This window comes from Hymenobacter sp. H14-R3, assembly GCF_030063445.1.
Classification (GTDB): Bacteria; Bacteroidota; Bacteroidia; order Cytophagales; family Hymenobacteraceae; genus Hymenobacter.
The window spans coordinates 1-19979 of the sequence record NZ_JASITD010000009.1; the positions used below are offsets into that span (position 1 = coordinate 1).

Below are 19979 nucleotides of genomic sequence, written 5' to 3' on the forward strand. Positions count from 1 at the left end.
CGCAAAAGCGTCGTAATTTTGGCAATGAGGCCTTGCTTCACGGGGCAGAACGGACAATGGTGTGTAGGAACCCCAAAGGTCGGACTGCCCCGTTTTTTATGCCCTAAAGTTTAGTAGGGTAGAGTGCGCGAATACTACTATTAGCCGGGCGCTCATCGTGCTCAGTACCACACTGCCAGCTATTACGCACGCGGCCACTGCCATCGATGGCACTACGCAGACTATACTTTTTGATTCGAACACAGCGGTGCTAGGTACGGGCGGCACCGTAGGCACGGCCGCCACGGCGCTCAACCAACTGAGCGGGCCCGAAGTAGAGCTTTCGATAGCCAACGCCGACGTGCTGACTATTGCCGCCGATAATTGTGTGGTGCGTGGGCTAGTACTGCACGGCGGGGGCGGTAATAACTCCATGTTGCGCGCCAACTCGGGTGTCAATCTGCTGCTAGAGCAGTGCGGTATCGGCATCACGGCCTTCGGCATAACCACCCCCGCTGCCAACCCCACCAACGGCGTGGGCGTAGTCTTGAGCAACCTCTCGGGTACGGTGCGGAACAGCCTGATTATGAATTGCGGCAGCTCGGGTATCAACTACTCGGGCAGCGCGGAGGCGGGTAGCGGCTACACCATCACTGGTAATGAGTTTCAGCAGAATGGCCGCATCACGGCCGGGGGCGATAATATTACCCTGGGCGACCAGTCGGCCGGTGCCACCGGGCCGGTTACCATTAGCAACAACCTGATTGCGAATGCCAACAGCAGCGGTATTCAGCTGGAAATCGGGCACCTTAGCAATAATAGTATCACGGGTAATACTATTACCAATAATGGCAAGGGTGGGCCTGCTACGCGCCTCGAAGGCTCGGGTATGCACTACCTGCAGCGTAGTAACCCGGCTACTAAACTGGTACTGAGTACGAACACTGACGTAATCAGCAACAATATTATTGCCACCAACCAGTCGTCGGCGGTGGTTATCAACTATGGGCAGCGTAACGTGCGCGTCACTCAAAACTCCATTTATGGCAACGGCGATGGTACCACGGGTGGCCAGGGCCTGATTGCTATCGACTACACTCCCATCACGTACTACGTGGGTGGCAATAGTGCCTACGGCCAAGGCGACGGCGTGACGCCCAACGACGGTACCGTGAATGCTAACAAGGCCAATGGGGGCATGAACTACCCCATCATTACGAGTAAAAACGTGAAGACCAGCGGCCTCTACACGACGCTGCACGTGGAGGGCTTCGTGGGGAAATTTGCCAACCAATCGCGCTTCGCTAACACGGAAGTAGAGTTTTACCGGGGTGACAACACGACCGATACCAACCAGAACGGGGAGATTACGGCCGGCGATGGCCAAAGCTTTCCGCACGGAGAGCCGAGTACCTACATCGGCACGCTAACGACGGATAAAACCGGTTCTTTCGCCGCCGATATTACGGTGCTAACAGCCAGTATTTCGCCGGCGCTGCTGACGACAGACCCCATCAACTCGCTGGCTTACAAAGCGGAGTACGGTACTTCGGAAGCTGGTATCAATTTGATTCCTAATACTATACCTCCTAACCTGCTGCCCTTGCCCGTAACGCTAACGCGCTTCGATGCCCAGGCTAGCGGCGTGGACGTGCTGCTCACCTGGGCCACCGCTACTGAGCTGAACAATGAGTACTTCGAGGTGCAGCGGAGCTTCAACGGTCGGGATTTTGAGGCGCTAAGTAAGGTAGACGGTCACGGGACTACAACCAAAGCCCAAGGCTACAGCTACACCGATGTGGTAGCCCGTGCGGCCAGCTTACTCTACTACCGCCTACGCCAGGTAGATACCGATGGTAAAGACACGTATAGCCCCCTGCGCGTAGTGCGCCTAGCGGCCCAGGCCATGCATCAGCCGGCCTATCCCAACCCCACGGCCGACTATACTTCGCTAGACCTGAGCACGCTATCCAGTGGCGAATACCAGCTCGTGGTAACTGACTTGCTGGGTAAAATAGTGGCGACGCAACCGGCCCAAGGTGGCCGGGTTGCTACCCTCGACCTGCACGCGCTGGCGGCAGGTACCTACCTAGTGCGGCTGGCCGGGAATGCCACGCTAAAGTGGCAAGTAGCGCATTATTAAGGAGTTGTAGTAAGCTCGAATAAGCAGTAAGTGAATTGGTTATCACACATATTATGTGACAACCAATTCACTTACTGCTTATTAGCTAATGTGCTTTACTGGGCGAGCAGCCCCCGCATATCGAGCGCCCGCGTATACATGGTAAGCTGGCCATCGGGCGTGGTGGGCCACTCGGCGCGGGGGCGGTCCCAGTACAGTTCCAGGCCGTTGCCGTCGGGGTCGTTGAGGTAAATAGCTTCGCTCACGCCGTGGTCGGAGGCCCCGCTCAGCGGGTAGCCGGCCGCCAGCAAGCGCTTCACCACGGCAGCCAGCCCGGCCCGGTCGCGGTACAAAATGGCGGCGTGGTAGAGGCCCGCCACGCCCTCGCGCTGCGCCGGCCGGCCACCCTGGCTGTGCCAGGTATTGAGCCCAATGTGGTGGTGGTAGCCATCGGCCGACAGAAACACGGCCGAGCCCATATCCAGCATCACCTCAAAGCCCAGCAGGCCGTGGTAGAACGCCAGCGCCCGCGGTATGTCGGCAACCTGCAAGTGAATGTGGCCGATGCTCGTGCCGGCGGGCACAGCGTAGGGTATTGTGGCGGAGGAGGTCAAAGCGGTAGGTTCCATAAGAAAAAGGGTACGTTAAGTGCAAGAATAATGTACCTACATTGGTCAAGAAACAAGCCAAAAAAAAGTCCTGCCACGCTGGCAGAACTTTTTTAAGGTGATTTCGGACTTGCCACTGGGTCTGCAAAGACGTAATAAATAAATTTTTGACTTCTAAGGAGTTACTACGAAAATTAACCGGGGTTTTGCCACTTGGGGAGCGTAGAGTCGGAGTGTATCGTGGCTAATTGCGTAGCGGCTGGTCTGTGGGAGCGCAGCCAGGTAGCGGTCGGCCACGTTAGGGCTTGTGCAGCTGCCTTTCGTCGTAGTAAGCCGACTAATGGTGAGTTGCTGCGCGCCGGTGCCCAGTGCGAATTGCCCCTGAATGGCATCGCACGTCGCCAAGCCTAGCAGTTGATTACCGACCGCTCCGAACTGGATATACGAATTATAGTCATAAGAATAGCTCGAAACCGCTACGGGTATCGCCTCCACCTGCACCAGCGCCCAGCGGGTACCCAGCAGCCCAGAGGCGGGCGTTGGAGCCGGGTCGGTGTTACGGTGCCGACAGCCCACGAGCAAGACAGCCGCTGCCAGGTAAAAGGCAAAGTTCTGGTTCATAAATTTTTGTCTTAAGTAAGGCAAGGAAAAAATAGATTTAAAAAATATATTCTATAATTTAAGAATTTGCCGACCAGAACCGGGAGCTTAGTTGATAATCAGATTATTTAAACGGCACCGACGAGCCGCTTTCCTTCACCATACTGGTGGGCACCAGGTCTTTCACCACGTTGGCCTTCAGCGTGAGCTTGGTGTCGCCGTGCAGGTCGTTGGAGGCCAGCGTGACCACCTCGGCGGCCGTGCCCACGGTGCGTTGCGCATATACCAGCTCTACCACGGCACTTTGGCCGGGCTTGATGGGGGCCGGGGCCGTGCGGTAGCCCACGCAGTAGCAGTTGGAGGAGATAGTGCTCAGCACCAGGTCTTTGGCGCCCGCGTTGCGCACGCCGATGCGCGCCACTGGCTGGGTGCCGGCCTCAATGCGGCCAAAGTCGTAGCCCGGTTTTTCCAGCACCAGGCGGGGCGAGGCGGCCAGCTGGCCCGGCGTGAGGGTGGCCCGAAGCTCCTCCTTAGTCAGCACCAAGCCTCTGAGGCTGAGTACTTTGCTGCCTTCGGTGGCATTGCTCATCACGGTTACCGTTTTGGCAAAAACGCCGGGGCGGCCCGCGCTGTTATACACCGCCTTGATGACGCCCGACTTGCCGGGCATTACCGGGGCTTTGGTCCACTCGGGGGTGGTGCAGCCGCAGCTGGCCTGGGCGTTGGCAATGACAATGGGCTGATTACCCGTGTTTTTAAATTTAAATTCGTAGGTGGCCATATTGCCCTCGGGCACCTTGCCGAAGTCGTGGTCGGTGCTTTCGAAGGTGAGCACGCCCTGCGCGTGGGCAGCCAGTGATAGCAGGCCCAGGGTGAGGCTCAAAGCGAGGGTAGAGAGGAAGCGCATAGCGAAAAAGCCAGGGGCAACCCTGGGTAAAAGTGTAGACTAACAATAAGTTAACCCCCGGCCGCCGCCCGGACGAGCAAATATACAGCTTGCCCCCGCCCGCTTTCGTAAATTTGCGGCATCGCACTCCCCCATTCCCACCCCCTCCACTACTTATCCCGCTCTTATGTCTGATACGCTGCTGGCTCCCGCCGACGCTTCGGTGCACCCCTCCCTCACCAAAGCCGAGCTGCTCGACGACTACCGCCTGGCCTGGGAAAGCCGTCACGCCTCGCTGGCCGGCCGCCGCGAGGTGTTCATGGGCAAAGCCAAGTTTGGCATTTTTGGCGATGGCAAAGAATTGCCGCAACTCGCGATGGCCCGGGCCTTTAAGGCCGGTGATTTCCGCGCCGGCTACTACCGCGACCAAACCTTTATGGTGGCCGTGGGCGAGCTTACCTGGCAGCAATACTTTGCCCAGCTCTACGCCCACGCCGACCCCGAGGCCGAGCCCAGCACCGCCGGCCGCGCCATGAACGGCCACTTCGGCACCCGCCTGCTCGACGATGATGGTCAGTTCAAGCCCCAGACGTCGACCAAAAACTCGTCGGCCGACATCTCGCCCACCGGCGGCCAGATGCCCCGCCTCGTGGGCCTGGCCTACGCCAGCAAGCTCTATCGCCAAAACCCTGAGCTGCACCAGTTTACCGATTTCTCGGTGAATGGCAACGAGGTGGCTTTCGGCACCATCGGCAACGCCAGCACCTCGGAAGGCGTGTTTTTTGAGGCCATCAACGCCGCGGGCGTGTTGCAGATTCCGCTGCTGATGTCGGTGTGGGACGACCACTACGGTATCTCGGTGCCGGCTGAATACCAGACCACTAAGCAGAGTATTTCGGCCATTCTGGCGGGCTTCCAGCGCGATGGCGAGGGCCAGGACGGCTTCGAGATATTCGTGGTGCGCGGCTGGGACTACCCGGCCCTGGTCGATACCTACCAGCGCGCCGCCGCCGTGTGCCGCGCCCAGCACGTGCCCGTGCTCATCCACGTGACGGAGCTCACGCAGCCGCAGGGCCACAGCACCAGCGGCTCGCACGAGCGCTACAAGCCCAAAACCCGCCTCAGCTGGGAGGAGGAGCACGACTGCCTCACCAAGCTGCGCGAATACCTGCTCACCGAGGGCGTGGCCAGCGAAGACGAGCTGGCCCAGATTGAGAAAACGGCCGCCGCCGTTGTCAAGCAGGCGCGCACCACGGCGTGGTCGGCGTTTTTCGACCCCATTCAGCAGGAGCGCGAAGATGCCCTGGTAATACTCAACAAAATGGTGGCCGAAACCGGTACCGAAAACCAGCTGGCTGAGTTGGTTAACGGCCTGAAAACCAACGTAACCCCCATTCGGGCCGATATTGTGCGCACTCTGCGCAAGGCGCTGCGCCAGGTGCGCGGCAACCGCCAGAGCGCCGGCCGCCGCGCCGCCCAAAGCCTGCTGGAGCAGTGCGAGGCCGAAAACGCCGACCGCTACAACTCCTACCTCTTCAGCCAGAGCGAGGAGGCCGTGGGCAATATCGAGGAAGTGCCGGTAGCATTCGCCGCCGATGCGCCGCTGGTGGACGGCCGCGAGGTGCTGCAAGCCTGCTTCACGGCCAACTTCGAGCGCGACCCGCGCATCTTTGCCATCGGCGAGGACGTGGGGCATATTGGCGATGTAAACCAGGCCTTTGCGGGCTTGCAGGAGAAGTTTGGCGCGCTGCGCGTGACTGATACCGGCATCCGCGAGTGTACCATTATCGGGCAAGGTATTGGGGCGGCGCTGCGCGGCCTGCGGCCGATTACTGAGATTCAATACCTTGATTACCTGCTCTATGCCATCCAGATATTGAGCGACGATGTGGCCTGCTTGCAATACCGCACCAAGGGCGGGCAGAAGTCGCCGCTCATTGTGCGCACCCGCGGTCACCGCCTGGAGGGCATCTGGCACTCGGGCTCGCCCATCCAAATGATACTGGGGGCCATCCGGGGTATGCACCTGTGCGTGCCGCGCGATATGACGCAGGCGGCGGGCTTCTACAACACGCTGCTGCGCAGCGACGAGCCGGCCATCGTAATCGAGTGCCTCAACGGCTACCGCCTCAAGGAAAAGCTGCCGTCCAACGTGGGCGAATTCACGCTGCCCCTGGGCCAGCCTGAGGTGCTGCGCGCCGGCACCGACATTACCATCGTTACCTACGGCTCGATGTGCCGCATCGTGATGGACGCCGCCAAGCAGCTGGCGGAAGTTGGTATTTTGGCCGAAGTAATTGACGTGCAGACGCTTCTGCCCTTCGATACCGACCAGCTGATTGCCGATAGCCTGCGCAAAACCGGCCGCGTGCTCTTCGCCGATGAGGACGTGCCCGGCGGGGCCACCGCCTACATGATGCAGCAGGTACTCGACGGCCAGCAAGCCTACAAGCTGCTCGACTCGGCCCCGCGCTGCCTGGCCGCCCACCCGCACCGCCCGCCCTACGGCTCCGACGGCGACTACTTCTCCAAGCCCAACGTGGAGGACGTGTTCGACACAGTGTACGAGCTGCTGCGCGAAACCGACCCGGCCAAGTTTCCGGCTATTTATTAAGTAACTGACTAACAAATTATTAGAACGTCATGCTGAACGCAGTGAAGCATCTCACTCACGCCATTCGGATTACTAATCCAACGGCGTGAGCGAGATGCTTCACTGCGTTCAGCATGACGTTCTAAATAATCCCCCTTTAATCTGTAACTACCTTACCGCTTGGCAATTACGATGCTATCGGTGCGAATAACGTTGCTAAGATTCAAGGCGCGGTCGGCGATGCTTACGTCGAAGCGCACCACCTGGCCCGCGGTAAACACGTCGCCGTAGCCGAAGCCGATGGTGCGGGTAAGCGTGCCTTTGAGGGGCGCGGCTTTGCCATCGGTGAGGGGGGAGGGGTGGTCGAAGCGGCCGTTGTAGGCCCCCGTCGTGGTGAGGCCCAGCGACACCGTAGACACGTAACGGCCCGTCCGGTCCTTGATGAAGGGCTCGACGAAGTAGTTGTTGTTGAATAGCGCCGGGAAGGCGTAGGGCGCTACTTTACTCTCCGCTTCCGTAAGGCCCAGGTCGCCGTCGCCATCCTGAAAATTGATGGTAATGAGTACCGAATCAATCGGTTGCTGCTGCGGGTTGGCGAAGTTGGTGCGCCGCGCTTCTATGCGATTGAAGCTGATGGAGGGCGTAGTAGGATATTCCGGTGCTTTCAGGCACCCGCTCAGGCCGCCCGCCAACAGGCCCAACCCGCCAATTACCGCTGATAGTCGAAACAAATTCATACGCAAACGCAAAAAAAGATGCCTGGCTCACTCCGCAAACCAGCCTGCCCGGCCAACGCACGGGCGCTTGGTTTGTTGTGAGCCGTAAATGTAAGCGGCCCGCTGCCCCAGCCCGCTTTTTGCCCAACCCCCGCCGCTTGTTATGAGTTTCCGCACCGCCTTCCTCGGCCCTGACTATCAGGCCCTCACCACCCTGGCGCCCTCGGTGTTTGAGGCCGTTGCGCTGCACCTGTTTCGGCACCAGGCCGCGCACTGCCCGCCCTACCGCGCCTACCTGGCCGGCCTGGGCCGCGACCTGCGCGCGGTGGATAAGCTGGAGGACATCCCGTTTCTGCCCATCGAATTCTTCAAAACCCAGCAGGTGCGCACCGAGCCCGCCGACTGGCAGCCGCAGGAAACCTTCCGTAGCAGCGGCACCACGTTGCAGCAGCGCAGCCAGCACCTCGTGCGCGACCCGGCGCTGTACCGCGCCAACGCGGCCAGCATCTTCGAGGCCGCCTACGGGCCCCTCACCAACTGGATATTCCTGGCCCTGCTGCCCTCGTACCTGGAGCAGGGCGAGTCGTCGCTGGTGGCCATGGTGGCCGATTTTGCCCAGCGCTCGGGGCAGGCGCAGCCGGCTTTCTTCTTGCGCGACCACGCCGGGCTCATTCAGGCCCTGGCCGAAGCCAAGCGCCAGCCCGGCCGCTGCGTCATGCTTTTCGGCGTCACCTACGCGCTGCTCGACCTGGCCGCCGAGTACCCCGGTGCGCCCGAGCTGCACGGCCTCACGGTGCTCGAAACGGGCGGCATGAAGGGCCGCCGCCGCGAGATGATTCGGGAGGAGCTGCACCAGGAATTGCAGGCCGCCTTCGGCCCCGCGCCCATTCACTCCGAGTACGGCATGACCGAACTGCTGAGCCAAGCCTACTCGCCGGGCGAGGGCTTGTTCTACTGCCCGCCCCAAATGCGCGTGCTGCTGCGCGACGCCGCCGACCCATTCTCCGTATCGGCCACCCGCGCCGAGGGGGCCATCAACGTTATCGACCTGGCCAACGTGGACAGCTGCGCTTTTATCGAGACCAAGGACCTGGCGCGGCGGCACCCCGGCGGCGCGTTTGAGGTGCTGGGCCGGTTGGATAACTCGGACATTCGCGGGTGCAGCCAGTTGGTATAAGTGAGTGTGCGGTAAGCTTTAGCTTGCCGTGGTAGCAGCCAGGTGCTATAAACCCAGCAAGCTAAAGCTTACCGCACACTCGCTTGTCAGCACCGTTAATTCGGCAAGCTAAAGCTTACCGCACACTCGCTTATTTCCCCGCAAAAGCCTTAGCATCAGCTTCTTCAATAGTAGCGTCGCTCATAATAACCAACCGCTCCACCACGTTGCGCAGTTCGCGGATGTTGCCGCGCCAGTCGAGCCCTTGCAGGTACTTGAGGGCGTCGGCCGAGATTTTCTTGGGCTTGTTGCCGTAGTCGGCGGCGATGTCCTGCAAGAACTTCTGCACCAGCTCCGGGATGTCCTCGCGGCGCTCGTTGAGGGAGGGCACCTGGATGAGAATGACGCTGAGGCGGTGGTATAAATCCTCCCGAAAATTCTTATCGGCGATTTCCTGCAGCAGGTTTTTGTTGGTAGCGGCCACCACGCGCACGTTCACCGAAATCTCCTTTTCGCCGCCCACGCGGGTGATTTTGCTTTCCTGCAAAGCGCGCAGCACCTTGGCCTGGGCCGAGAGGCTCATGTCGCCGATTTCATCCAGAAAAAGCGTGCCGCCGTCGGCCTGCTCAAACTTACCGATGCGCTGCTTCACGGCCGAAGTGAAAGAGCCCTTTTCGTGGCCAAACAACTCGCTTTCAATTAGTTCGCTCGGAATGGCGGCGCAGTTCACCTCCACCATGGGGCCGTTGGCGCGGGGGCTGAGCTGGTGCAGCTGCCGGGCCACCATTTCCTTGCCCGCGCCGTTGGGGCCGGTGATGAGCACGCGGGCATCGGTGGGGGCTACTTTTTCGATGGCCTTGCGCACGGCGCCCAGCGTGGTCGAGCCGCCCACCATGTCGGAGCCGGTTTTGCCGGCCGTAGCGAGCTTCTTCTTGAGCGTCTTGGTTTCGGTCACCAACTTGCTGCGGTCCAGGGCATTGCGTACGGTTACGAGCAGGCGGTTGAGGTCGGGTGGCTTCGAGAGGAAGTCGAACGCGCCCTTTTTGGTGGCCTCCACGGCGGTTTCGATGTTGCCATGGGCCGACACCATGATGAAGGCCGCGTCGGGGGCCAGGGTGCGGGCGCGCTCCAGCACTTCGAGGCCGTCCATTTTGGGCATCTTGATGTCGCAGAGCACCACGTCGTACTTCTGCTGAATGAGCAGGTCGAGCCCCGCCGGGCCATCCTCGGCCTGGTCCACGGTGTAGTCCTCAAACTCTAGTATCTCCTTGAGGGTGTGGCGAATAGCCTTTTCGTCGTCGATGATGAGAATGCGGGGCATAGGAAAGTGCGGTAAGCTTTAGCTTGCCGTGAGCAAGACAAGAGATAGGAATACGGTTCTGACCAACGGCAAGCTAAAGCTTACCGCACAAAAAAGGCGGCTGCCTCCTTGCGAAAGCAGCCGCCTAAATTACGCAGTGAGCCGATAAGCCGGGTTCTGTCCGCCCCGAAGTGTCCTTCGGGGCGGCCCCACCATTTATCTAGGCCCGTCGTCGCCGACGGGCTCCAGCGACCTACCCGCGAACCCGAGCGGGCCGCCCGGTGCCGCCCGCTCGAAGGCGGCCGACGTGTTCGCTTATTTGGTCTTGCAACCCCTGAGGTTTACCCAGCCGGCGTGGTTACCCAGCCGCTGGTGCGCTCTTACCGCACCTTTTCACCCTTACCAGTTCGGTAAATGAGTAAATGAGTAATTGAGTAAGGTACTCGTTTGAATACTTTACCCAATTACTCATTTACTCCCTTACCGTTTGGCGGTTATTTTCTGTGGCACTGGCTGTCCTGGCCCGATTGGCCAGTCCTACCCGTTAGGTAGCAGGGCGCCCTGCGTGGCCCGGACTTTCCTCCCCGCCCGCATTTGCGTTGGGCGCGGCGGTGGGGTGGCTCACTGCGGGGCAAAGGTAGGGCGCGCGCCGCGGGCGCGGGCGGCCGGGGTGAGTAAGATAGGCAGTAAGATAAGATAATATGCACTATGTCATAATAATCACTTATTTTGGCCGCATGAAGCAATTGAACGCGATATATACCAGTGGCCGGCGGTGGGTGGGTACGTTGCTGGGCCTGGCGCTGGCCGGCGGGGCCCAGGCGCAGCAGGCCCCGCCGCAACTCCGCGGCACGTGGGCGGGCACAGTTACCAGCTACGGTACCCCGGCGCTGGTGCTGGTCAACTTCGATGCGCTGCACCAGCCGGGGGCGGGCAAGGCCACAGTGGCGCTGCCCAGCCTCGGGCTGCACGGGGTGCAGGTAGACCGGCTTACCCCCGAAGGCGATAGTATAAACCTGGTAATGAGTGGCTTGCCGGGTAGCTACCGGGCGCGCCTCACGGCCGATACCCTGGGCCTGGCCGGCTACCTGCTCACCGCCGGCCAGCGGCTGCCACTGCGCCTGAGCCCGGTGGCGCCGGCCCGGCTGGCGCAGCTGCTGCCCGCCCGCGCCCAGGCACCCAGGCGGCCGCTGCCCTACCGCGAGTTGCCCATCGCATTTGCCGGGGGCGCGGCGGGCGTTACGCTGGCGGGCACCGTTTCGGCCCCGCCGGGCTTGCGGGGGCCGGCGGTGGTGTTTATTTCGGGTTCGGGGCCGCACAACCGCGACGGCGAAGAGTTTGGCCACCAGTCGCTGCTGGTGCCGGCCGATGCGCTTGCCCGGCAGGGCTTTATTGTGCTGCGCTACGACGAGCGCGGGGTGGGGGCCTCTACCGGCCGCTACGCCACGGCGGGCACTGCCGATTTTGCCCGCGATGCTGCCGCGGCCGTGCGCGCCCTGCGCACCGACCCGCGCCTGCGCGTGGGCAAGGTGTACGTTGTCGGCCACAGCCAGGGCGCGCTGGAGGCCGCGCGGGTGGCTGCCCAAGACCCCACCCTGGCCGGGGTGGTGCTGCTGGGCGGCATTGGCCAGCCGCTGGCCGGCATTTACCAGGCGCGCATGCAGGCCAATTTTCAGGGTCGGCTGGCGGCGGCTAGCCCCGCCGACCGGCCCGGCGTGGAGAAATACGTGACCCTGCACAACCGCCTGATTACCATTGCTGCCACCCTGCCCGATAGCGCCGCCGCCCTAGCCCAGATGCAGCAGGAAGCGCCCGCGCTGGGCGTGAGCGCCGAGGAGGCCACTATGTACGCATCGTCGTACCTGGAGCCCACCACGCACGATATTCTGGCCCAGGACCCCACGCCCTACCTGCGCAAGATGCGGATGCCCGTGCTGGCCCTCACCGGCACCCTGGACGCCGAAACGCCCGCCGCCACCCAGCTGCCGGCCCTGCGCGCCCAGCTCAAGCTGGCCGGCAACCCGCACGTAACCACGCAGGAAATACCGCTGGTGAACCACTTTTTCCAAACCAACGCGCCGGGGCAGGAAAAGTCGCTGTTTGAGAATCCCGAAACCTTCGCGCCCGCCGAGCTGCGGCTGCTGAGCAGCTGGCTGACGCAGCAGGCGGGCCTGGTGCCCAGGCGCGGGCCCCGTAAAACGAGCCGGTCCCGCGTGGCTCAGGCGCGTTGACAGGGCGCGTTGGCGAGCGGCCAAAGTGGGCCGGCAGTACCTTCCAGTACCTGCCGCACTGGTACCGAGCCGGCTGGCGGTTGCCGGAGGCTAGCCAGGGCAACTACCGCAACGACCAGCTTGCGTGGCAGTATTTAACTTAGTGGCCACTAAATCAACCTGGTACGTGCGGCCCTCGGCTGGCCCGCGCTTTCCTGCCTGTTTGTGCATGAGCTCCAAACCAACGATTGTTATCACCTCCATTTTTGCGCCCACCGAAGCGGTAGCCAAGTTTGCGGCCCTGCCGGCGTACCAGCTGCTAGTGGTGGGCGACCAAAAAACGCCGCCCGACTGGCATTTTCCCAACGTCACGTATTTATCGGTGCGCGACCAGGAGGCCCAGGGGTTTCGGCTCACCACCAAGCTGCCCTATAACCACTACGGCCGCAAAATGGTGGGCTACCTGCTCGCCATGCAGCAAGGGGCCGGGGTGATTATCGATACCGACGACGATAATATTCCCTACGCCGGCTGGGCGTTTCCGGCGCTGGCGGGCGAGTTTGCCACTGCGCCGGCCGGCCGGGGGTTCGTCAACATCTACAAGAGCTTTACCACGCACCACATTTGGCCGCGGGGCTACCCGCTCGACCTTATCCGGGAGGCCGCGCACAACCTGCGGGCCGCCGACCTGCGCCGCCAGCCCAGCAAAATAGGTGTGTGGCAGGCGCTGGCCGACGGCGACCCCGACGTGGACGCCATCTATCGCCTGACCGATAACACCGAGGTTTTCTTCGATAAGCGCCCGCCCATTGTGCTGCCCGAAGGCACGCTCTGCCCGTTCAATTCGCAGAATACGGCCATTCGGCGCGAGCTGTTTGCCCTGCTGTACTTGCCGGCCTACGTCACGTTTCGGTTCACCGATATTTTGCGGGGCCTGGTGGCGCAGCCCATTATGTGGGCGCACGGCTACCGGCTGGGCTTCACCGAAGCCACCGTGCGGCAAGTGCGCAATCCGCATGATTATGTGAAGGATTTTGAGGACGAAATTCCGGGCTACCTGCATCCGCACCGCGTGGTGGCGGCCGTGACGCGCGCCATTGACCCGGCCGTGCCCGTGGCCCAAAACCTGCGTCGCGCCTACGCCGCGCTGGCCGCCGCGGGTATTGTGAGCCAACAAGAGCTGGAGCTGCTGGCCCTGTGGCTGGCCGATGTGCAGCGGCTGCTGGGCTAGCGGAGCATCGCCTCCCAAAAATCCTTACAAAAAGTCCTCGCGCACGGGGCTGAACGAGTTGAGCAGCACGCTAGCCTGCCGGGCTACCACGCCGTGCGGCACGTTGGGGGTGGGGCGCAGAGCGAGTCGCCGGGCCGCAGTATCCGCCGCGTTTCGCCGCCCACCGTGGCCTCAAACCAACGCTCTCTACGTACGAAAGCCGGCTGCGCACGTGGTGGTGCAGCGCACCCCGGCCCCAAGCTCAACTCTGACCAGCAACAGGTCACCGTGGTGGCTCCCAGCGTGCGGCGCACGCCGGGGGCCGTTGCCCCCAGCGCAAGGCGGTGGCGGGGCAAGAGGTAGAGTTAACGCGTTTACTAGTAATTAGTTAGCTCTGGGTGCCCACACCAGCTTAGCGGCGCTGAGCACCTGCTCGCCGTCCCAGCGGTAGCCGATGAGCTGGCCGCCCTTGGCCACGCTGTAATCGAGGCACACGGCGTAGGGCTGGAGAATCCGGGGCTCGCCGCGCAGCCAGTAGTGGCCAAAAAACACGGGCTTTTCGTCCTGGTAATGCCAGGGGTCGAGGCTGGTGGCGTTCACGGGCTGGTTTTGCAACTCGGGCAGGTCTTCGAGGTAATAGTCGCGGTAGGCGGCGGCGGCGGCGGGGTTTTGCCACCAGCGCACGCGCATGAGGTAGCGCTGGTGGCCGTCCTTGTCGTGAAAGCTAATGCCTTCGGGTAAAGCTACTTCGCGGCCTTTCAGCGTTACTTCGGTAGCCTCGTACTCGGGGCTGCCACGCCGGCTGGCCCGCAGCATAAACGCGGGCGTGAGGCGCAGGCCGGGCAGCTCCTGGCGCAGGTAGGCGAGGTGCCGGGGCTCCCAGCAGGCGTGCACGGCCCGCAGGCCGGGTAGCTCCAGGGCCAGCGGCAGCGTGCGAAACCAGGCCAGGTGGCCCTGCCATTCGCGGTGCAGCTCGGGCGTGCAAAACTCCTCAATGGTGCGCAGGTGCTGCATGATGTGCCAGGGCCGGTGCGGCCGCAGGTAGCCCCCGGCCGGGTCTTTTTGCCAGAAAGCCAGCGCGTTATACTCGTGGTTGCCCAGGATGGCCAGCGCCGCGCTACTCGCCACCATGCTGCGCACGAGCTGCAACGTCTCGCGGATTTTTGGGCCCCGGTCGATGTAGTCGCCCAGGAAGATTACCTGCCGCCCGGCCGGGTGGCGCGGCACGCCACTAGCGTCGGGGCGGTAGCCGAGGTGGTGCAACAAGGCGCGCAGTTCATCGGCGTGGCCGTGAATGTCGCCGATGAGGTCGTACATGGGATGGAGAAAGAAGGTGAGGCCGGCCCGCCGCCAACTGGCTTGGCGGTGAGCGCCGCGCCCGGCCGGCGCACCGGTCAAAAGTCAGCCTGCCGCACCCTGTTGAGGCGCGGCAGGCTGGTTGGGTTTTGCAGGTGGTTTACGGCACCTTACCTGGCGGCCTGCTGCTGCTTGAGTGCGCGCTTGGTAAGCGGGAGCAGCTTACCATCCAGGGTCTGGCTGTAAAAGTGCTCGGTTACGATGTGCTTCGAGCGGCTGTGCTGAATGGCCCGCTGGCGGCTATACGTTACGAGGTTATCTTGCTGGTGATGAACAGCATACGCCTTGCGCTCAACCAGGCGAAACCCCTGGCCTTTGGCATCGGCGTAGCCCCACACGCTGGTTAGGGGCACGCGATGCACCGCGTGCGTGTGCGCATTTACCACTTCCAGGTAAGCCAGTGAAGCAGCCAGCGCGCCCACGGTGCCCGGGTGTGCCGGCTGGTTGTGCACGTATTCCTGGCTGCTGGTATACACCCCCGGGTGGTGCTGTGCCCAACCGACCGTAGCCGAGGCCGCGGTCAACAAGCCAGTGGCCAGTATCGAAAATCGTGCGTTCATGGGTGGGAAGGGTCAGGGGGGCTGGCCGGCGAGGCGTGCCGGCAGAAAGCAAGCTTTTTGGCCGGGCCTACTTCAGCCGCACCAGCGTAGCACCGTAGCCAAACTTCTCTTTCTGCGCCTCTTCGAAGAACTTGATGTCCTTGTTGCGGCTCAGCTGGCGGTGAATTTCCTTGCGCAGCACGCCATTGCCCGCCCCGTGGATGAAGATGATTTCGTGCATGTTGGTGGCCAGGGCGCGGCTCAGCGCATCCTCAAAGGCATCGAGCTGGAGGCGCAGCATGGCCGTGTTGCTGAGGCCCTCGGCCCCCTCGGGGCGCAGGGCTTCGAGGTGCAGGTCAAACTCGTGGGGCGGGGCCACCAGGGCGGCGGCGGGCTTGGGCGGGGCGGGCGCAATAGCCGCGGGCACGGCCAGGGGCTTGTCGCCGGCCAGGGCCTGTTGCAGCACGCTGGCCTGCTTGGTATCGAGCTTGGGCGCGGGGTTGGCGGCGGCTTCAAATGCGGCTTCGAGCGATGCCTCGGCCTGGGCCAGCTTCTCGGGGTTGAGGGCGGGCGCGGGGCGCTCATCAAGCTGAAACAAGTACGCCTCTTTGCCAATAACCGGCGCGGGCCGGCGGCTGGTGTAAAACGTGCTGGCCTTGAACGACTGGCGCTTGGTGAGCAGGTCGTAGGCCGTGTCGGCGTTCAGCTTAAAGCTCAGCAGCTGAAACACCACGGCGGGCCACTGCTCAAAATCCTTGAGGTGCAGGTGGGCCAGCGCGGCGCTGGCGGCCTTGGCCTTGAGCTTGTCGGCGGTCAGGGCGCGGTACTTGCCCTGGCGCTCCTCGCCGTAGGTAAACACCACCTCGGCCTCGGTATTATTGAGCAGGTGCAGGGCCAGCAGCTCGGGGGCCTGGTGCACCAGGGCCAGAAACAGGCCTTTGGCGGCGGGTGGGGGCGGGGTGGCGCTGGCTGGGCGGGCGGCGGGCATGCCGGCGCTGGGACCGGCGGGCTGCGCCCTGGCCGGGGCGGCGGCGGGTGGCATGGCAACCCCGCTGCCCAGGCGCAGGGCCTTAGGCTGGCCGCCAGTGGGCTTGTTCTTTTTGCTGCCGGTGGTGGGGCGGGTTATTTCGGGGGCGGGCCGGCGGAAGGCCTGGCCCTCCTCGGCGGCTACGGGCACGAGCTCGCGCAGCAGCACCGGAATGGTAAAGTCGTTGTCGATGGCCACTTCTACCAGCTCGCTGTCGAGCACGCGGGTAATGATGCCTTCTTCGGTGCCCATGAGCAGCCGTACTCTATCTCCTACGTTCATAAAAATGCAATTTTGGGTCGGTGCCCGGCCAGCAATTGGCTGGCGGGTGCGGGGGCTGCGGACCAGGGCAGGCCAGCGGCCCGGCGAGTGGGGCCGGGGCGGCGGCCCGCCGGTTGCCGCTAGCCTGCGTAAGGAATACGCGAATTAGCTGGTAAAGGTAGGCTTGGTGGGCAAGCGAGGTAAAAAACGCGGCTAAAAAGGGGGTTTTTGGAGCGCAAACGTTTGCAGCGCAGGCCCGTGAAATGCGCGTGAAACTGCGCAAAATGGCTCGCTACGTGTTGTATCTTAGCTGAATGCCGAACGACTGAGGTAGTACTCACTCACTTGGCTTCCGAATCTTTCCCCACCCATTTTATGAAAAAACCTCAACTCTTGGGGCGTTTACTCTTGGCGGTGCTCCTGCTGATGGGCCTGGCCCCGGCGGTCTGGGCCCAGTCACCGGTTACCGTCAGCCCAGCTTATTTCACTGATAATACGCCGATTACGCTCACGTTTGATGCCACGCTGGGCAGCGCGGGCCTGGCCACCTACACCGGTGATGTGTACATCTACACCGGCGTTATCACCAACCTGAGTACTTCGCCCAGCAACTGGCGCTACCTGGTCAACCAGAACGTCAACGCGTTCAACAACCCCATTGCGGCCGAAAAAATGACGTCGCTGGGCAACCACAAGTATAGTATCAGCTTCACGCCGCGCACCTTTTACCCCGGCTTTGCGGCCTCGGGCGAGGTGCTGCAAAAGCTGGGCATGGTGTTTCGCGGTGCCACCGGCACGCCCGAGGGTAAGGGCACCGGCAACAGCGACATTTTTGTGGGCGCGGGCCTGCAAGTGGCCTTCACCAGCCCCGCCAGCGGCACGCTGGTAGCCGTGGGCGCGTCGGTAGCGGTGGCCGCCACGGCTACGGCCCCGGCCACGCTCACGCTCACGCTCAACGGCACCCAGGTGGCGCAGCAAACCAACGCCACCACCCTCGCGGCCAACGTAACCGTGAGCCAGCTGGGCGTGAACACGCTGGTACTCAACGGCAACGATGGTACTACCACCGCCACGGCCACTACCACGGTTATTGTGCCGCCCGCCGTAACTACGGCCGAGCTGCCGGCCGGGGCCAAGCCCGACGGTATCACGTACCTGGCCAACGGCACGTCGGTTATCCTGAGCCTGACGGCCCCGAAGAAGAGCTTCGTGTACGTGCTCGGCGAATTCAACAACTGGCAGACGAACGCCGCCGGCCTGCTGAAAAAGACGGCCACCGTGGATACCGACCCCGCCACCGGCCGCTGGTGGGTGCAAATCGACGGCCTCACGCCGGGCCAGGAGTATGCCTACCAGTTTTTGGTAGATGGGCAGCTGCGCATTGCCGACCCCTACTGCGAGAAAATCCTTGATTCGGACAATGATAAGTTTATTCCGGCTGCCACCTACCCCAACCTGAAGGCCTACCCCACGGGTAGTACTACGGGCCTGGTGTCGGTGCTGCAAACCGGCCAGACGCCCTACGTGTGGCAGAACACGAGCTTTCAGCGCCCAGCACGTACTAACCTGGTAATCTACGAGTTGCTGGTGCGTGACTTCGTGCTGGCCCACGACTACCAAACCCTGCGCGACACGCTCAGCTACATCCAGCGTCTGGGCGTGAACGCCATTGAGCTGATGCCCATCAACGAGTTTGACGGCAACGAGAACTGGGGCTACAGCCCCGATTTTTACTTCGCGCCCGACAAATATTACGGCACCAAGGCTAACCTGAAAGCCTTCATCGACGAGTGCCACAAGCGCGGCATCGCCATTATTGTGGACATGGTGCTCAATCATTCGACCGGCAACAGCCCAATGGTGCAGCTCTACGGCAACGTGAACAGCGGCCCCACGGCCGACAACCCGTGGTTTAACGTGACGGCCACGCACCCGTACAACGTATATAACGACCTGAACCACGAGAGCTTATACACCAAGTACTTCGCCAAAAACGTGATGAAGTTCTGGCTCCAGGAGTACCACATCGATGGCTATCGCTTTGACCTGAGCAAGGGCTTTACCCAGACAAACTCGGGCGCCAACGTGGGCCTGTGGGGCCAGTACGACCAGTCGCGCATCAATATCTGGCAGGATTACTACAACACCATGGTGGCTACCGACCCCACCATGTACCCCATTCTGGAGCACTTTGCCGACAACTCGGAGGAAGTGGTACTGCAAAATATGGGCTTGATGCTGTGGGGCAATATGAGCTACAATTACCAGCAGGCCAGCATGGGCTTGAACTCGGGCTGGGACCTGAGTGGAGGCTACGCCCCTGCACGGGGTTGGAGCAAGCCCAACCTGGTGACCTACATGGATAGCCACGATGAGGAACGACCCGTGTTTAGAGACCTCACCTCTGGCAACTCCGACCCCGCCACTGGCTACTCGGCCAAAGACCTGCCCACCGCCCTCAAGCGCGAGGAAATGGCCGCGGCCCTGTTCTTTACCCAGCCCGGCCCGCGCCTGATTTGGCAGTTTGAAGAAGTCGGCTACGACATCAGCATCAACCAGAACGGGCGCACCGGCAACAAGCCGATTCTCTGGAACTACTATCAGGACGCCAACCGCCGCCACCTCTACGACACCTACCGCGCCCTGGCGGCCCTCAAGCAGCAGCCGGTATTTGCCGCGCCCACCGCCTACGTGCAGAACCTGACCGGGGCCGTGAAAACCATCAGCCTGACTGGTAGCGACTTGAGCGTGGTGACGCTGGGCAACTTCGACGTGGTGGCCAAAACGGCTACCATCACCTTTCCGCAGGCCGGCACCTGGTATAACTACCTCACCGGCGAGCAGCTGGCAGTAGCCACTACCAGCATGAGCATGGCCTTGCAGCCCGGCCAATACGCCGTGTACACGAGCAAGAAACTCACCGTGCCCGCCGGCACCACCCTCGCCACCCGCCCCCAGCAAACGGCCGCTTTCAAGCTGAGCGTGGCCCCCAACCCGGCCAGCGACCTCACCACCATCGTGTATGAGCTGCCCGCGGCCACCACAGCCACCCTGGCCGTGCAAAACCTGCTGGGCCAAACCGTGCGCCAGCTGGCCCCGGCCCGTCAGGCCGCCGGGGGGCAGTCGCAAGCGCTGTCGCTGCAAGGCCTCGCGCCCGGCGTATACCTGGTGCGCCTGCAAGCCGGCGACCAGGCCCAAACGGCCCGCCTGCTGGTACAATAGCCAGCTCCCGGCATCCGCGGCCCCCGAAGCCAACCCGCGCTTTGGGGACCGCGGATACCAAGAGTACCTAAGACAATAAAGACAGTAATTTTTTATGATAATCATCTGATTATCATAAATTTATCAGTATGTTTGTTTTGCTGGTCGGCTGGTGCCGGCCGGCGTCTTTTTCCACTTTCCCACCTTTTTTTCGT

14 protein-coding genes and 1 other RNA gene are annotated in these 19979 nt (G+C 62.2%); 6 read left to right on the plus strand and 9 right to left on the minus strand.

Features of this window, described 5'->3' with window-relative positions; translation table 11 throughout:
• Nucleotides 1-157: 157 nt before the first annotated feature.
• Entirely contained in the window at nt 158-2122 is a 1965-nt protein-coding gene (locus QMK33_RS10005; RefSeq protein ID WP_283564445.1) for a right-handed parallel beta-helix repeat-containing protein, read from the plus strand.
• Nucleotides 2123-2217: 95 nt separating this feature from the next.
• Here the strand turns inward: QMK33_RS10005 and QMK33_RS10010 are convergent, their stop codons facing one another.
• From QMK33_RS10010 to QMK33_RS10020, 3 genes are all read right to left on the minus strand, one after another.
• Nucleotides 2218-2730 carry a VOC family protein gene (locus QMK33_RS10010; protein WP_283564446.1) on the minus strand — a complete coding sequence of 171 codons (513 nt, stop codon included), beginning with the start codon at nt 2728-2730 and terminating at the stop codon, nt 2218-2220.
• A gap of 153 nt (nt 2731-2883) precedes the next feature.
• Nucleotides 2884-3330 carry an META domain-containing protein gene (locus QMK33_RS10015; protein WP_283564447.1) on the minus strand — a complete coding sequence of 149 codons (447 nt, stop codon included), beginning with the start codon at nt 3328-3330 and terminating at the stop codon, nt 2884-2886.
• A gap of 103 nt (nt 3331-3433) precedes the next feature.
• Nucleotides 3434-4216, minus strand: coding sequence for a DUF1573 domain-containing protein (locus tag QMK33_RS10020; RefSeq protein WP_283564448.1), 783 nt, complete (start codon nt 4214-4216; stop codon nt 3434-3436).
• 166 nt (nt 4217-4382) lie between these two features.
• Between QMK33_RS10020 and QMK33_RS10025 the strand changes: the two genes are divergently transcribed.
• Nucleotides 4383-6809, plus strand: coding sequence for an alpha-ketoacid dehydrogenase subunit alpha/beta (locus tag QMK33_RS10025; protein ID WP_283564449.1), 2427 nt, complete (start codon nt 4383-4385; stop codon nt 6807-6809).
• Nucleotides 6810-6961: 152 nt separating this feature from the next.
• Here the strand turns inward: QMK33_RS10025 and QMK33_RS10030 are convergent, their stop codons facing one another.
• Nucleotides 6962-7525, minus strand: coding sequence for a hypothetical protein (locus tag QMK33_RS10030; protein ID WP_283564450.1), 564 nt, complete (start codon nt 7523-7525; stop codon nt 6962-6964).
• Nucleotides 7526-7667: 142 nt separating this feature from the next.
• Between QMK33_RS10030 and QMK33_RS10035 the strand changes: the two genes are divergently transcribed.
• A complete protein-coding gene (locus QMK33_RS10035; RefSeq protein WP_283564451.1) occupies nt 7668-8681 on the plus strand; it encodes an acyl-CoA synthetase family protein in 1014 nt (337 codons plus the stop codon).
• 130 nt (nt 8682-8811) lie between these two features.
• On the opposite strand, the gene QMK33_RS10040 is transcribed toward QMK33_RS10035, so the two are convergent.
• The gene (locus tag QMK33_RS10040) at nt 8812-9981 is read right to left on the minus strand and encodes a sigma-54-dependent transcriptional regulator (protein ID WP_283564452.1); all 1170 of its coding nucleotides are present in this window, start codon (nt 9979-9981) and stop codon (nt 8812-8814) included.
• 129 nt (nt 9982-10110) lie between these two features.
• Nucleotides 10111-10588: RNase P RNA component class A (gene rnpB, locus QMK33_RS10045), an RNA gene on the minus strand.
• A 109-nt stretch (nt 10589-10697) separates the two neighbouring features.
• On the opposite strand from rnpB, the gene QMK33_RS10050 reads away from it, so the two are divergent.
• Entirely contained in the window at nt 10698-12191 is a 1494-nt protein-coding gene (locus tag QMK33_RS10050) for an alpha/beta hydrolase family protein (protein WP_283564453.1), read from the plus strand.
• A gap of 208 nt (nt 12192-12399) precedes the next feature.
• Complete coding sequence (locus QMK33_RS10055) at nt 12400-13401, plus strand: STELLO glycosyltransferase family protein (protein ID WP_283564454.1); 1002 nt, start codon at nt 12400-12402, stop codon at nt 13399-13401.
• A 363-nt stretch (nt 13402-13764) separates the two neighbouring features.
• On the opposite strand, the gene QMK33_RS10060 is transcribed toward QMK33_RS10055, so the two are convergent.
• The 3 genes from QMK33_RS10060 to QMK33_RS10070 form a co-directional block, all read right to left on the minus strand.
• On the minus strand, nt 13765-14697 hold the full coding sequence (locus tag QMK33_RS10060) for a metallophosphoesterase (protein WP_283564455.1): 933 nt from the start codon (nt 14695-14697) through the stop codon (nt 13765-13767).
• Between the two features lie 149 nt (nt 14698-14846).
• Nucleotides 14847-15296 (minus strand): hypothetical protein, encoded by a 450-nt coding sequence (locus QMK33_RS10065; RefSeq protein ID WP_283564456.1) that lies wholly within the window; start codon nt 15294-15296, stop codon nt 14847-14849.
• Nucleotides 15297-15363: 67 nt separating this feature from the next.
• Nucleotides 15364-16584, minus strand: coding sequence for a Smr/MutS family protein (locus QMK33_RS10070; RefSeq protein ID WP_283564457.1), 1221 nt, complete (start codon nt 16582-16584; stop codon nt 15364-15366).
• 354 nt (nt 16585-16938) lie between these two features.
• Here QMK33_RS10070 and QMK33_RS10075 point away from each other — a divergent pair, with 354 nt between their 5' ends.
• Entirely contained in the window at nt 16939-19785 is a 2847-nt protein-coding gene (locus tag QMK33_RS10075) for an alpha-amylase family glycosyl hydrolase (protein ID WP_283564458.1), read from the plus strand.
• Nucleotides 19786-19979: the final 194 nt, after the last annotated feature.

Coding starts and splice junctions, on each gene's coding strand:
- QMK33_RS10035 (WP_283564451.1), top strand. CDS start 7,668: ATGAGTTTCCGCACCGCCTTCCTCGGCCCTGACTATCAGGCCCTCACC.
- QMK33_RS10015 (WP_283564447.1), bottom strand. CDS start 3,330: ATGAACCAGAACTTTGCCTTTTACCTGGCAGCGGCTGTCTTGCTCGTG.
- QMK33_RS10055 (WP_283564454.1), top strand. CDS start 12,400: ATGAGCTCCAAACCAACGATTGTTATCACCTCCATTTTTGCGCCCACC.
- QMK33_RS10030 (WP_283564450.1), bottom strand. CDS start 7,525: ATGAATTTGTTTCGACTATCAGCGGTAATTGGCGGGTTGGGCCTGTTG.
- QMK33_RS10025 (WP_283564449.1), top strand. CDS start 4,383: ATGTCTGATACGCTGCTGGCTCCCGCCGACGCTTCGGTGCACCCCTCC.
- QMK33_RS10010 (WP_283564446.1), bottom strand. CDS start 2,730: ATGGAACCTACCGCTTTGACCTCCTCCGCCACAATACCCTACGCTGTG.
- QMK33_RS10070 (WP_283564457.1), bottom strand. CDS start 16,584: ATGAACGTAGGAGATAGAGTACGGCTGCTCATGGGCACCGAAGAAGGC.
- QMK33_RS10065 (WP_283564456.1), bottom strand. CDS start 15,296: ATGAACGCACGATTTTCGATACTGGCCACTGGCTTGTTGACCGCGGCC.
- QMK33_RS10040 (WP_283564452.1), bottom strand. CDS start 9,981: ATGCCCCGCATTCTCATCATCGACGACGAAAAGGCTATTCGCCACACC.
- QMK33_RS10060 (WP_283564455.1), bottom strand. CDS start 14,697: ATGTACGACCTCATCGGCGACATTCACGGCCACGCCGATGAACTGCGC.
- QMK33_RS10075 (WP_283564458.1), top strand. CDS start 16,939: ATGAAAAAACCTCAACTCTTGGGGCGTTTACTCTTGGCGGTGCTCCTG.
- QMK33_RS10050 (WP_283564453.1), top strand. CDS start 10,698: ATGAAGCAATTGAACGCGATATATACCAGTGGCCGGCGGTGGGTGGGT.
- QMK33_RS10020 (WP_283564448.1), bottom strand. CDS start 4,216: ATGCGCTTCCTCTCTACCCTCGCTTTGAGCCTCACCCTGGGCCTGCTA.